We start from the raw sequence: 13,599 nt of genomic DNA, 5'->3' as shown, positions 1-13,599 counted from the left end.
CATGGCCCGCCACCTGCTGCGCGCGGCCTGGGCTCCCCGTCCGTCCGACGCCCCGCCGCTCTCCGCCGGGCAAAAATGCCGCGCATGGTGGCAGGCCTGCCGCCCGCCCTTTTTCATTACCGCCGCCATCCCCGTGACCTTGGCGCTGGCCCTGGCCTTCCGCGTGCAGGGACATGTGACGCCCGGCCAGTGGGGCGTCTGGCTGCTTCTGCTGCTGGGCTGTTTTCTGGGCCTGACCATCGCCAACTTCGCCAATGACCTTTTCGACCATATTCTCGGCGTGGACGAAGGCGAAAACATCGGCGGCTCAAGGGTAATCCAGGCCGGGCTGATCAGCCCGCGCCAACTTTCCGTGGCCCTTCTGCTGCTGATCCCGGCCACCCTGGTTGTGGGCGCGGCCCTGATTTTCAGCCTGCCACCCGCGTTGCGGCCCTGCCTGTGGGCGGCCACCCTCTTTGCCGTGGCTTCGGCCGTCTTTTACGTGGCCCCGCCCATCCGTTACGGGCACCGCGCCCTGGGCGAGCTTTTCGTCTGCCTGAACATGGGCCTGATCATGGTAACGGCCGGCGCCACCCTGCTTCTCGGGCGCTTCGACCTGCGTTCTCTGGCCCTGGCCCTACCCGTGGGCCTGATGGTGGCGGGCGTGCTCTACTACCAGAGCCTGCCGGAAATCGAAACAGATCTGGCCGCGGGCAAGCACACCCTGGCCAACAAACTGGGCAAGGACAAGGCCGCCCTGGTCTTCAAGCTCTGGTGGCCCGCCGTCTGGCTGCTGCTGATCAACCTCTGGGCCTGCGGCCTGGCCGGATGGCCGGTATTTCTGGGGCTGTCGGGCCTGCCCTTCTATCTCACGGCCTGCCGCCGGATCAACGCCGCCGGGCGCGGCGACTGGCTGCCCCTGGACGCCCACGGCCATCTGGTGCGCAAAACCTACCTGATCTGCGGCGCGGCCCTGATTCTGGGCGTGGCCTTTTGAGTGGTTACGGCGCGGCGCTCTTTTTCGGCACAAAAAAACGTTTTGAATATACCCCTTCATGGGCCAACAGCATAATCTTCTTGTCAATGCCGCCGGCATAGCCTGTCAGGCTTCCACCGGCTCCGACCACACGATGACAAGGAATAATGATAGAAATCGCATTATGCCCCACCGCCCCGCCGACTGCTTGTGAAGACATTCGTTCCTTGTCGCAGGCTACAGCAATTTTTTTAGCTATTTCTCCATAGGTTGTTACCTCCCCATAGGGAATCTGACAGAGGATTTTCCATACCGCCTTTCTAAATTCACTTCCTGCCGGATCAAGTTTCAGCTCCGACACATGCGGTTTTTCGCCGGCAAAATAGCGATCAAGCCATTCCCTGCCCCGAACCAACACCGGAAAATCGTTCCGTTCCCGGAACTCCCCTTTCAGGCTGCCCGCGAAATACTTCTGCCCCTCCATCCAAAGCCCGACAAGAGCGTCGCCTTCCGCCGCAAGCATGATCCGTCCCAGGGGCGTTGTATGGTATGCTATACAGCCCACCGCATCCTCCCTTTCAGCAATCCCATTGGTATTTTTTCAAGTCCACATGCCTGTCGTCCTTCATGACAACCTGTTCCGCTTCCAGCAAAAAACGCTGTTCCGGCCATCCAGGCGCAAGCCGCCCCGCGTGGTTGACAACTCTGTGACACGGATATTCTCCATACAAATTCGCCATGCCAAGGACTTTTCCCACTAGCCTGGAATTCCTGTCCCTGCCGATCAGCCGCGCGATCTGGCCATATGTGGCGACGCGCCCTTCCGGTATTTCTCCAACAGCGGAAAGTATCTCGTATATCAAGTCTTCGCGCGGCATGCTGGAATCCGCGTTACAGTGCCGTGCCCCTGGCGGGAACAAAGAATTTTTCCATATCAACACCTTCAAGCTCCAGCAATCTGCGTTTTTTATCCACGCCGCCCGCGTATCCGGTAAGGCTCCCGTTGGTTCCCACAACGCGGTGGCAGGGAACAATGATCGATATTTCATTGTGCCCGACAGCGCCGCCCACGGCCTGCGCCGACATCCGGCGCAGGCCGCGTCGTCTGGCCACCTGCCTTGCGAGGTCACCATATGTGACGGTCGTTCCGTAAGGTATCCGCAACAGCAGCTCCCAGACACAGCGGCGAAATTCAGAACCGATCATATGCACCGGCGGCATAAAATCCGGCTCGTGCCCGGAAAAGTAGATGTCCAGCCAGCGTCTGGTTATCGCGAAAATCGGCGTTTCCCTTTCCTCATGCTCAGGATCAAGACTGAGGGCATAGAATTTTTCGCCTTCAAACCACAAGCCGGTCAGGCCGGTCTCATCGGCGGCCAGCAGTACATCGCCGACGGAAGATTGATAGGCAGCGGTATATTGCATCGTCACGCCTCCAGGAACTGATTGGAATCTTCGGGCGCATTCCGGCGATCCGTCATGGTATAGCCGCGCATTGGCGCGAGCACCGCAATGCTGTAGTTTGCAAAAGCGGTTGCCCTGCTCTTTTGCCGGCAGATGCGGTGCATTGCCGGATTCCGCCATTGTGTCACGCATTCTTCAGCTTTCCCATCTGGGCAGGCTGAGTCGTTTGCCCTTTTCCACCAGGGAAAAGAAACGCTTGGAGCGGGTACAGCCCTCCGCCTTTGCCGGCTCTTCCTTCAGGGAAGTAGCCAGCTGCAACTATACATCACTTTATCTTTTTAATGGTGATCTTAAACAGTACAAACACATTTTTCATTTCAATCTACTCTTTTGAAGATTATATTTAGCATTAAACAAACTTGAATATAAATATTATAAAATATAGTATCGTTCAAAATTCCCAACCATGATTTTTATATCAGCATGCAGTTATCCGTTGTCAGCAGTGGCATGCAGGCTGTTCCAGAGATTGACCGCAGCGTAACTTCTCCACGGTCTCCATTTTTCGGCCATGGTACGCAGCTCTCTGGGGGAATATCGGGGCAATACATGCCGTATTCCCGCGTCTGTTTCCAGAAACGCGTCTGGCCAGGCCATGGCCCGCATAGCGATATAGTTTGCCGTCCATGTGCCGATTCCCCTGATGCCCATAAGTTTCCGCATTTCCTGTTCCGGGTCGCTGCACCCGTCCAAACAGATCTCCCGCCTTGCGAGAGCCTTGGCGAGCGCCTCTATGGCTCCTGCTCTGGAAGCGGTGATGCCGAGCGGCCCCAGGCGCTGTTCCAGCGGCCCATCAAGACCGGCAAAATATTCCGGGGGCGGAAATATACGCGACAGACCTTCAACTACTGTCGCCACCGGAATCCCGAACCGGCTGACAAGCCGTTCCGCAAGAGCGGCCGCCGCCTTTACCGTGACCTGCTGCCCCAAAATTGCCCTGACGGATACCTCGAAGGAATCAAAGCAGCCGGGGAGCCTTGCGCCTTTCATGCAAAGGTTTTCCCGGATGGCATTCATGGAGGATAGCGATTCAAACACCGCCTCCGGGTCACAATATAGATCAAACATATTCCGGACTTTCCCAAGCAGCTGTGGAAGAACGGATAAAAGCGACTCGCTTAGAGACACCTCCAGAATATGCTCAGCTTCGTTATTTGAAACGGCAATCCATCCCGTCACCGGCATTCGCCTTGTGTTTGCGAGGCAAACCGTCCGGTAATAAGCATCTCCCCTGACCAGATCAATTCCAGCTATTGCGCGCCCTTTCAAAAATCGCAGCATCTCTTTCCAGCGGTACGGCGGCCGGTAACCAAGGGAGACTTTCAGCTCCGCGTCTTCTCGTTTCGTGGTGGACATCCTTTTGCGGATGTCGCCAGGCGTCAGGTGGTATTTTTCTTTGAAGGCATCGTTAAATCGGCGCAAGCTGCCGAAACCGGCAGCCATGGCGATATCCACGACCCGCAATTTTGTGTCCGTCAAAAGATTTTTTCCCAGAAGCAGACGACAGGTCTGCAAATATTGTACTGGTGAAACATGAAATTCTTCTTCGAATACCCGACGAAGATGACGGCCCGTGCAATGTAAGCGGTGCGCAAATTGCTCCAGTCTTTCACCGCTTCCGCAGTTTTCCTCTATCATTCTTGCAGCGCGTTTCGCCAAGGATGCGGAAGCGTCGGCAATCGACATCCCCGGAGCAAGTTCCGGCCGGCAAAGCAGGCATGGCCTGTAGCCCGCCTGTTCAGCCTCCGCCGCTGAGGAAAAAAAAGCGCAGTTCTCCTCTTTGGGCATTCTGGCGCGGCACACGGGACGGCAATATATCCTGGTGGAAGACACGCCAACAAAAAATCTGCCGTCAAAACGGGGATCTTTCGCGCAAAAGGCGGAATAGAGTCCTGGATAGTTGCCGTACATCCTTGCGCCTGCCTCCATGTGAAAAGACTATACCGGGATATCCCCAAAGAGCTAGCCGTTTTCGGACATGGCAATGACTCCGCGACATCCATTGCTGACCAGCGCGGTCCGCGCGCTGCCCACATTTTACTGGGGGAGTTCACTGAACTATGCCGCCATCGGCAATTAACACACCGGCATTATCGATATAACAAATGGAAAAAAATCAAAGCGGCGGCGCGATCTCCGGAAGGACATCGCGCCGCCGCTTCTACGCCGTTTTTTTCAGTTCGGGCCGTGCCGCGCGGGAAAGGGCGGCTTAATGAGGACGGCCCTAATTCTTCGCAATCCGCCCGTGCGTCTTCCACAGCCGCAACCGCCGCACTTCCGAAATACCCAGGCCCAGCAGGGTCAGGGCCGTGCCCGTGGCGGACATCCAGGTGATGCGCTCGTGCAGCACCAGCACTGAGGTGAGCACCGTGACCACCGGCACCAGATAAATGTAGACCACGGTTTTAATGGCGCCCAAGCGCTTGAGCGAGAATGTCCAGGTCACGAAACAGAGGGCCGAGGCCCAGAGGCCCAGAAAAAGGAGGTTCAGAAAATTCACCGGCTTGAGCAGGCGCGCGGCGTCCCAGGAAAAGCCGAAAACAGGCAGGCAGGGCAGCATGAACAGCAGGCCGTAGAAAAAAATCCTGCGGGTGGCCTGCAAGCTGCCGTAGCCGTGGGCCCCTATCTTGCGGGTCAGGATGGAGTAGACGGCCCAGACCAGGGCCGCCAGCACGGCCAGCAGGTCGCCCAAAGGATTGAGCTGGAGCACCGTGCTGCCGTTGAAGCTGATCAGGCCGATGCCCGTAATGGCCACGGCGAAACCCAGAAAAAAGTTGGCCCTGGGCCGCTCGCCGTCCAGAAAACGGAAGGCCAGCAAGGCCGTGAAAAAAGGCGCCACGGCCACGATCACCCCCACATTGGAGGCAAAGGAATAGGTCAGGGCGATATTTTCCAGCAGGAAGTACAGGGTCACGCCGGTCAGCCCGGCCATGGCGAAAAGCCATTCCTGCCGCCTGTCCGTCAGCTTGAGGCGGCGCGGGCAGACCAGCCAGAGGGCCAACCAGCCCAGCGTGAAACGGATAAATAAAATTTCCAGGGGCGTGAAATCGCGCAGCAGCACCTTGGTGGAAATAAAGGTAACGCCCCAGACGATAATGGTCATCAGGGCAGCGAGGTGTCCGATCAGCTGTTTCCGGTCCGTCATAATATTCCTTCCCGCTCACCGTTTGGCCGGGACGAAGATGCGCTGGTACTGTTTGGGCGTCAAGCCGATAAAACATTTGAAAAATTTCGTGAAGTGGCTCTGGTCCGCAAAACCCGCGCTCAGGGCAGCCTCCACCGGCGGCATGCCTGTTTCCAGCAGGGCCTTGGCCCGGGCGATGCGCACATTTTCCAGATAGCGGTAGGGCGTGATGCCTTTGACGCGGGTAAAGGCCCGCAACAGATAATATTTGTCCAGCCCGGCCAGGCGGCCCAGATCATCCAGGCTGATCCGCTCCGCATAATGCTCTTCCAGAAAAATACAGACCGCACGGATTGCGCGGGCGGCCGCATCTCCGACCTGGGGCGCGGGCGGCGTAAAGGGCGCGGCAAATTCTTCCAGCAATTGTTCCAGCAGGGCGAAGAGCAGCTCTTCCTTGCAAAAGTCCACGGACTCTTCCAGGACCATGGCGTGCAGATCCCGCAGCAAAGGAACCAGCTCGCTTTGCGGCACGATATTGGGCGCAAACATGGGCAAGGCCTCCGCGCCGGTGATCTGCCGGATCAAGCGGCGCATGGTTTCCTCGCCCACATGCAGACAACGCCAGTTCAGAAGCTCGTCGCCCACCTGGCTGCAGGCATGGTTGTCGCGTGGGTTGAAAAGAATCAGATCCCCGGCCTCGGCCAGATATTCCCTGTTGTTGCAGAGAACCCGGCGGCGGCCGCCGTCTATGCAGCCGATGACATAATGCTCATGAAAATGATTGGGAAAGTTTTGCAGCAACCCGTGAAACAAACAGGCCTCAATCTGCAGATCCGCGTCAAAACGGATCACGCGCGTCCCGCCCGGCATGGCCAACTCCTTGTATGAACGAAAAGTAGCGCGTCAGGCGAAGATTTTCTGGTACGATATTGACGCCGGAACAGTCGGATGAGCGCTGATCAGCATAGCCACCGCTCCGCCGTGTCGGCCACGGCCTGCATGTCATGGAAGAGCCCGGCGGTGTGAAAGCCGTCGGCCACGGCGTGATGTACGGAGACAGCCACGGGAATCAGCCTTTTGCGGCCCTGGACGAAGTGTTTGCCCACTCGGATCAGCGGGAAAAGCAGGCGTGATTCCGCATAGGTGTCCTGCGCGAAAGACGTGAAAGAAAGCCAGGGCAGGGACGACACGGAGCAGAAATTTTCCGGCGTGGGGGATCGCCCCTTGATGCCCCGCACGTTGCCGTAACGGGCCATGTCCGCCAGCACGGTTTCGTAAAACACGCTGAAATCCGGCGACCATTGGCTCCAGAGGTCGGAGAAGGTCGCGTCGTCCTCATGAAAGACGGTGTAGACCGGATTGCAGTAACTCCAGCGACCCAGGCGGCCCAGAACGTCAAAAGCCATGCGGAAAGCGCTGTTGCCCGCATTCTCTTCATCGCCCTGCCTGTTCACGGCGCGCATGATCACATAGAGCAGGATGGGAAAAAAACGGCGCTGCAATTGCCGCCGCCGACGCATCAGGCGGGTGATGTCCAGCGTCGCGGTGATGGAATAGCGGCACTTGAGCCTGTCGAAATAATAGGCGAAGTATTCCCGGCGCGGCCAGCTCTCCAGGTCCACGGGCGTGAAGACGGCAGGCGCAATGTCCCTGCCCGCGCCGCCCGCTTCCTCCACTCCGTGCGCGCCCGAAGCCGCCATGCTCAGCTCTTGCGCCGCGCCATGCCCAGTTCCATGAGCCGTTCCAGCAACCGGCCGAAATCAAGGCCGATGACCTTGGCCTCCTGGGGCACAAGGCTGGTTGAGGTCATGCCCGGCAGGGTATTGACTTCCAGCAGGGTCAGGTTCTGGTCCGCATCCAGAATGAAGTCGGCCCGGCTGTAGCCCCGGAGTCCCAGGGCCCTGTGGGCGGCCAGGGCCAGTTCCCGTACCCGGTCGGTCAGCTCCGGCGCGATGGGCGCGGGGCAGATCTCGCGCGCGCCGCCCGTGGCGTACTTGCTTTCGTAATCAAAAAAATCACCGGCTACGGGCTCAATGAGAATGGGCGGCAGGGCCTCTTCGCCCAGGATGCCGCAGGTCACCTCGCGGCCCTTGAGTTCCGGCTCGATGAGAGCCTCGTCCCCGGCGGCGAAGATTTCGGCCAGCACCATGTCCAATTCCGCGCGGTCACGCGCTCGTCCCAGGCGCAGAGAGGACCCGCCGGTATTGCTTTTGACGAAAAGCGGATAGGGCAGACGCGGCTGCCAGTCCGCGGGCGGAGGGCAGGGCAGAAATTCCCAGTCCGCCGTGGGCAGGCCCGCATGCCGGAAAAGCTGCTTGGCCGCGGCCTTGTTCAGGGCCAGAAAAGACCCCGCCGGGCCCGCGCCCTGGTAAGGACAGCCCACCCGGTCCAGCATGGCCTGCACCAAGCCGTCCTCGCCCGGCGCGCCGTGCAGGTTGATAAGGGCGAAGTCATGCTCCCTGGCCTGGGGCAGAAGCTGGTCGAACTCCGTCAGCAGGTCGAAAAAGGTCACGCTGTGGCCCAGCGCCCGCAGGGCTTCCGCCATGCCGCGCGCGCCGTTCAGCGAGACTTCGCGTTCACTGGACCAGCCGCCCGCAATCAAAAGAATCTTCATGCAACGCCCATCCTAACTGCGCCGACAAGGCGCGCTCAATGGTTTTTCCCTGTTCATAGGAACCCCGGATGCCCTCGCGCGCGGCCTCGGTACGGCCGTAGCGCGTCAGCAGATCCTCATAGCGTTCCTCAAGCGGCACACAGGCGTCGTGCCTGACCCGCTTGTCGGCATAAATCACAAAAAACGGCAGCGCGCAGATGCCCGCCCCTTCCGGCAGAGGCCAGGGCCAGTGCACATGCAGCATGACGCCTTGAGCCAGCGCGTAGTTACGGGTTTCGGCCACCGCCCACGCGCCGCCCAGCAGGGCGTGGCTGCCGCCGTGACGCAGGCAGTAGGTTTTGGCGATGTCGTGCAGCAGGGCGCTGGCGCGCACCTCCGGCACATTGACCGCAAAGCCCTTTTCCGCCGCGCGCCGGGCCAAAGCCGTGGCAATATGGGCCACCAGACGAGAATGGCGCTGCACATTGGGCAGCATGGCATACTTGCGCCAAAGGGCGAAACAAGCCTCGTCATCCGGAGAAGGCGGCGAAGGCGCGGAGGCGGCCGTCCTCAAACCCGGAAGTTCCGGCAGGCCGGACAGAGGGTGGCGGAATGGTTTCGCCGCGCCGGGCGCGGGGTCAAAACTGTTCATCCTGCAAGTATGCCACCGGCGGAGGGGGATGGCAAGACGCCCGCAACGCCGCCAGGGTCATTCCTTTCTCCGTCCGTAGGCAGAATTATTCTGTATCTATACAGAGTTATCTTTCAAAGGGAATTGTTCTATGGGCTTGTCATATGGATGAGGTAGTTCGGGCCCTGCGGGCGCAGTGTCTTTGCGCCTCCTGGCGTTTGGGCCGCCTATCGTTGCTGTCTTCATCCGTAAGGCGGCCTTGCCGCCAACGGCTGAAGCCCGGCGCGGGCAGGGACCGGGGGGCAGAATAAAACAACTGACGGAGAACAGAATGCCCCTGCACCCCCGCTGTTGCCGTTTCAAGGAATCGCACAAAAACAAAACAGCGGACCGGCCTTCAAAGGCTGATCCGCTGTTGATGACTGTGTTACGCCCACTCCCCTGGCCGCCCCGGACGCCGGATGGCGCCGGAGTCCGGAGCGGCGGCAACGGGAAGTGAACCGGGCGCCGGCTACGACACGAACCGGCGCGCGTCGCCGCTGCATCCCCACAGGCGGTCGGAATCAGGCATAATTCCGCAAGGGATGGCCCTGTTGACGGAAAGGGCCGCGACGAGCAGAACGCGTGCTGCGCTCTAAGCACTCTTATCGGCCCGCCGCGCGAAGACTTGAGAGGAAAGTCCGGCCCGAGGGGACATTCCCGCAAAAAAGCCCGTTCATTCAACCGCGCGCGGCCTGCTCCCGCAGCTTGTAGTGCAGCAGCTTGCCGGTGGCGGTATGCGGCAATTCCTCCACCAGGGTGTAGAATCTGGGCCGTTTGTACGGAGGCAGCATGGGATGGCGCGCGCAGTGGGCTTTCAGCTCCTCCACGCTCAGGCTTTCATCCGCCGGGAGCACATAGGCGGCCACGCACTGGCCGTGCAGACGGTCCGCCACGCCGATGACCGCGCTTTCCGCCACCTTCGGATGCTCGTTGAGCACGGCCTCGATCTGGGTGGGATAGATGTTTTCACCGGCGCAGATGATCATGTCGTCCTTGCGGCTCACTATGGTGACGCATTCATTTTCATCCCAGGTGCCCAGATCGCCGGTGTAATGGTAGCCCTTGTAAAACTTCCGCGCGCTCATTTCCGGATTGTTCACATAGCAGCAGGCGGACTTGGCCGGGGATTTGATGATGATTTCGCCCACCTCGGCATTGTCCTTGGCCGCCAGTTCCGTGGGCTCGGCGTGGCCGCCCTCCTTGAGCCGGATCACGCGCACGTCGTCGTCCGTGCAGGCCTGCCCGGCGCTGCCCGCCATTTCCGGCAGATTGTAGGGGCGCAGAAAAGTATTCCAGAAGGTTTCCGTGGTGCCGTAGCCGTTGAAGATATTGGGCGTGAACAGCTCCCGGTATTTTTCGCAGGCGCTTTTCTCAAAGGGACTGCCCATGGTCACGATGCCGCGCAGGGCACTGAGGTCCGCCGGGGCGCGCTCCTGGGCCCGCGCCAGCAGGGCAATAATGGAGGGCACGCCGATCAGGAAGGTGACCTGATGTTCCTGGGCAAAGGCCAGGCAGCGACGGGGATTGAATTCACGCAGGATGACGACTTCGCCCCCGGCGTAAAGCGTGGGCGTGAGGCCGCCGGAATGCAGGCCGCCGCGGTGGAACCAGGGCGTCATGTTCATGGTCCGGTCCGTGGCGTTGAGCGGAAAGTGCATCATCACGTCGTGGGCGGAGAGCACCTCATTGATGTTGTTGATGGGCACGGCCTTGGCCCGGTTGGTGGTGCCGGAAGTATAGAGGCGCGCGGTTTCGTCGTAGATGTGCGGCCTGTCAGGACGGACAGGGTCGCTCCCCGGCCTGCCCGCCACGTATTCCCCGTACGGCGTATCGCCGGGCCGGGCGGGAGCCCCCTCCCCTACCGCCACCACGCGGCGCGGCTTGTGACGGGCAAAGTCCAGGGCTTGGCGCGCCGTTTCCGCGAATTCCAGGTCATAAACAAAAATTTCGGGCGTGCTGTCGTCGATGATCAGGGCCAGTTCGCCCGGCGCCAGGCGGTAGTTGACCGGGCAGCTGACGGCCCCGGTCTTGTGCCCGGCCAGATAGCAGAAGGCGAATTCCGGGCTGTTCAGCAGCATATACATGATCACGCTGTTTCCGCCCACGCCGTCGGCCGTCAGGGCATGGGCCAGACGGTTGGCGTCGGCATTGAGAGCCCGGTAGGTCCAGCGCCGTCCGCTGGCCGGACAGTGCAGGGCCGGACGCTCCGCGAAGCGGCCCACATTGCGCAGAAAACCGTTCAGCCAGGTGAATTCATGCTCGAAGGTGTCCCTGAACATGGCGACATCGTAGGTAAAAGCCACAATATGTCTCCTATGACGGATAGCGGGATACGATAATGCTGGAATTCTGGCCGCCGAAGCCCAGCGAGTTGGACATGGCCGCGCGTACCACAGCGGGACGCGCCGTATTGGGCACATAGTCCAGATCACAGAGCGGGTCCGGAGTGGAATAGTTCAACGTGGGCGGCAAAACGCCCTCGCGGATGACCTGAATGCAGGCAATGACCTCGGTGAGGCCGCCCGCGCCCATCAGATGTCCGGTGGCCCCTTTGGTGGAGCTGGCAGGCGGCGCGACGGCCGCGCCGCCGAACACGTTTTTGATGGCCAGGGTTTCGGCCCGGTCGCCCAGCAGGGTGGACGTGCCGTGGGCGTTGATATAGCCGATGTCCGCCGGACAGAGTCCGGCCCGGCGCAACGCGGCGCGCATACAGGCCGCCGCGCCCGTTCCCCGTGGTTCCGGCGCGGTGATGTGATGGCCGTCGATGGTATTGCCCCAACCCGCCAGCACGGCTTTGACCTCCGCCCCGCGCGCCAGGGCATGGGCTTCGGTTTCGAGCAGCAGAGCGCCGCCGCCTTCGCCGATGACAAAGCCGTCCCGGCTCAGATCAAAGGGACGACAGGCCGTGCGCGGCTCGTCGTTGCGGCGCGAAAGGGCCTTGGCCTGCGTCAGGCTGGAAACCACGATGGGGCATAAAATACTTTCGCCGCCCATGGCGAGAACAGCGTCGGCCTCGCCGGAGAGCAGCAGCATGGCTGCGGTCATCAGGGCGTCGCCTCCGGCTGAGCAGGCGGTGTTCAGGGTCAGGCTGGGCCCGCGCAGACCGTGGGCAATGGCGACCTGGGCCGCGGCCACGTTGCCGATGACCATGGGCACGAAATGGGGGCTGACCTTGCCCGTACGGCTGGCCTGAAAAGCGTCCTGGGTGCGCGCCACAGTGGTGACGCCGTCCATGGCCGTGCCCATGACCACGCCCACACGTTCCGGCTCGGCGGCCACGGCCGCCATATCCAGGCCGCTGTCGCGCAGGGCCTCTTCCGCGGCCGCAAAAGCGTACTGCATGAAGGCCGAAGTGGTCCGGGCCACGGCATGGGGCAGCATTGCCGCCGGGTCGAAATCCCGGACTTCGGCGGCAATGCGCACGGCCATGTCCGAGGCGTCGAAGCGCGTAATGGGGCCGACGCCGCACGCGCCGTTGACAAGATTTTTCCAGTAGGCGGGTACGCCGATGCCGATGGGAGTGACCGCGCCCATGCCGGTGATCACCAGCGCCGTGTCTTTCATACGACTACCTTTTGGCCGCCGCGCCCTGGGATGCCGGAGGTTGCGCCACCAGATCGCTCAAGGCCAGGATGGTATTGGCATAGGTCTGCGAGTGATTGTAGGCCATCAGCAATGTATGCTGACGGGCGCGTGAGATCCCCGGCTTCCAACCATGCTTTGCCAGATAATTGGACAGGCTGGCCACCGCGTCCGGCACACTGAACAGATCCACCTTGCCGTCGCCGTCGCCGTCCGCGCCGTAGACCGCGATATTGGACGGCATGAATTGGCAGAGCCCCACGGCCCCGTAAATGGAGCTGGGCAGGGCGCGCGGGTCGGCATTGTCGTGCAGCAGATGGGCCACCAGCGCGCGTACTTCCTTGTAGGCCCAGTCCGCGCGCTTGGGCATGGTTTCGGCGAACCAGTCCAGATGCCGCTCATAGCCGGGCAGGCGCGGCAACCAGTCGCTGATATCCTGGGGCCGGCGGCTCACGGCCATGCTGGCCAAGGTATAGAAGGCGTTTTCCGGCACATCGGCCAGCACTTTGCCCAGGCGCGTCTCCACAAACAGCAGGGACACGGCAATGGCGGGCGGCACGCCGTAGCGGGCTTCCGCCAGGGCAAAGGCCTGGGGGTTGGCCGCGATGAACTCGCGGCAGAGCCGGGCGTTTTTCTCCGTGACCACGCCCTTGTAATAGAGCGGCGCGGGCTTGCCCGAGGGCGGCTTGGGAAAAAAGCGTCGCATATACAGCTCGCGCATTTTCCGGCCCATGGGCGACTGGCTGGGCGTGGCCGCCAGGGTGGACAGCAACGCGTCCACCCTGGGCCCGGCCAGACCGTCAGCGGCCAGACGTTCGGCCAAGGGCCGCCATGCCGGGGCCACGGCCCCGTTTCCGGCGACATTCCCGGCCGGGTTTCCAGCCACGTTTCCGGCCAACTTTCCGGCCTGGTCGGCGGGCGCGGCGACCGAAGGGATCACCGGCGGAACCGGTTCCGGAGCAACGGGCGCGGAGCCCGCGGAAGGTTGAGAGGGTGAGGAAGAAAGAGTGGCGGGATTGTCCGCCGTCGGGGACGGCAGATCCCGTTCCGTCAGAGTGTCGCTCGTCGCGCCTGCGGCGGGCGGCGTGGAAGCCGTGTGTATGCCGCCGCAGGCGGCGAGCAGAAAGCAAAGGATCAGCAGAAAACAGCGCGGGCCAGCCGCCCGGCGAAAACGCGCGCGCTGACGCCGCAACTGCTGTGGAGACATG

General features: G+C 61.4%; 13 protein-coding genes. 1 reads left to right on the top strand and 12 read right to left on the bottom strand.

Features of this window, described 5'->3' with window-relative positions; translation table 11 throughout:
• Position 1 precedes the first annotated feature (1 nt).
• Positions 2-976 carry a prenyltransferase gene (locus HMPREF0326_RS15215; protein ID WP_008686116.1) on the top strand — a complete coding sequence of 325 codons (975 nt, stop codon included), beginning with the start codon at positions 2-4 and terminating at the stop codon, positions 974-976.
• Between the two features lie 4 nt (positions 977-980).
• On the opposite strand, the gene HMPREF0326_RS15210 is transcribed toward HMPREF0326_RS15215, so the two are convergent.
• From HMPREF0326_RS15210 to HMPREF0326_RS15155, 12 genes are all read right to left on the bottom strand, one after another.
• Positions 981-1,520 (bottom strand): methylated-DNA--[protein]-cysteine S-methyltransferase, encoded by a 540-nt coding sequence (locus HMPREF0326_RS15210; RefSeq protein WP_008686117.1) that lies wholly within the window; start codon positions 1,518-1,520, stop codon positions 981-983.
• A 13-nt stretch (positions 1,521-1,533) separates the two neighbouring features.
• Positions 1,534-1,833: an MGMT family protein gene (locus HMPREF0326_RS15205; protein WP_008686118.1), complete on the bottom strand. Its 300-nt coding sequence runs from the start codon at positions 1,831-1,833 to the stop codon at positions 1,534-1,536.
• 13 nt (positions 1,834-1,846) lie between these two features.
• Positions 1,847-2,539: a methylated-DNA--[protein]-cysteine S-methyltransferase gene (locus HMPREF0326_RS15200; protein WP_232224965.1), complete on the bottom strand. Its 693-nt coding sequence runs from the start codon at positions 2,537-2,539 to the stop codon at positions 1,847-1,849.
• Between the two features lie 309 nt (positions 2,540-2,848).
• Complete coding sequence (locus HMPREF0326_RS15195) at positions 2,849-4,330, bottom strand: DNA-3-methyladenine glycosylase 2 family protein (protein ID WP_008686120.1); 1,482 nt, start codon at positions 4,328-4,330, stop codon at positions 2,849-2,851.
• 313 nt (positions 4,331-4,643) lie between these two features.
• Positions 4,644-5,564, bottom strand: coding sequence for a DMT family transporter (locus HMPREF0326_RS15190; protein ID WP_008686121.1), 921 nt, complete (start codon positions 5,562-5,564; stop codon positions 4,644-4,646).
• Between the two features lie 15 nt (positions 5,565-5,579).
• Positions 5,580-6,413 carry an AraC family transcriptional regulator gene (locus HMPREF0326_RS15185; protein ID WP_008686122.1) on the bottom strand — a complete coding sequence of 278 codons (834 nt, stop codon included), beginning with the start codon at positions 6,411-6,413 and terminating at the stop codon, positions 5,580-5,582.
• 89 nt (positions 6,414-6,502) lie between these two features.
• Positions 6,503-7,243 carry a CatA-like O-acetyltransferase gene (locus tag HMPREF0326_RS15180; RefSeq protein ID WP_008686123.1) on the bottom strand — a complete coding sequence of 247 codons (741 nt, stop codon included), beginning with the start codon at positions 7,241-7,243 and terminating at the stop codon, positions 6,503-6,505.
• Between the two features lie 2 nt (positions 7,244-7,245).
• A complete protein-coding gene (locus HMPREF0326_RS15175; protein WP_008686124.1) occupies positions 7,246-8,157 on the bottom strand; it encodes a D-alanine--D-alanine ligase family protein in 912 nt (303 codons plus the stop codon).
• Complete coding sequence (locus tag HMPREF0326_RS15170; RefSeq protein WP_008686125.1) at positions 8,120-8,788, bottom strand: HD domain-containing protein; 669 nt, start codon at positions 8,786-8,788, stop codon at positions 8,120-8,122. The genes HMPREF0326_RS15175 and HMPREF0326_RS15170 overlap by 38 nt, the downstream gene beginning before the upstream one ends.
• A gap of 698 nt (positions 8,789-9,486) precedes the next feature.
• A complete protein-coding gene (locus tag HMPREF0326_RS15165) occupies positions 9,487-11,112 on the bottom strand; it encodes a class I adenylate-forming enzyme family protein (protein WP_008686126.1) in 1,626 nt (541 codons plus the stop codon).
• A 10-nt stretch (positions 11,113-11,122) separates the two neighbouring features.
• Positions 11,123-12,373: a beta-ketoacyl-[acyl-carrier-protein] synthase family protein gene (locus HMPREF0326_RS15160; RefSeq protein WP_008686127.1), complete on the bottom strand. Its 1,251-nt coding sequence runs from the start codon at positions 12,371-12,373 to the stop codon at positions 11,123-11,125.
• Positions 12,374-12,377: 4 nt separating this feature from the next.
• Complete coding sequence (locus HMPREF0326_RS15155) at positions 12,378-13,598, bottom strand: lytic murein transglycosylase (RefSeq protein WP_008686128.1); 1,221 nt, start codon at positions 13,596-13,598, stop codon at positions 12,378-12,380.
• Position 13,599: the final 1 nt, after the last annotated feature.

The organism is Desulfovibrio sp. 3_1_syn3 (genome assembly GCF_000145315.2).
GTDB lineage: Bacteria > Desulfobacterota > Desulfovibrionia > Desulfovibrionales > Desulfovibrionaceae > Desulfovibrio > Desulfovibrio fairfieldensis.
This window is presented reverse-complemented; position numbering and strand designations above follow the sequence as displayed.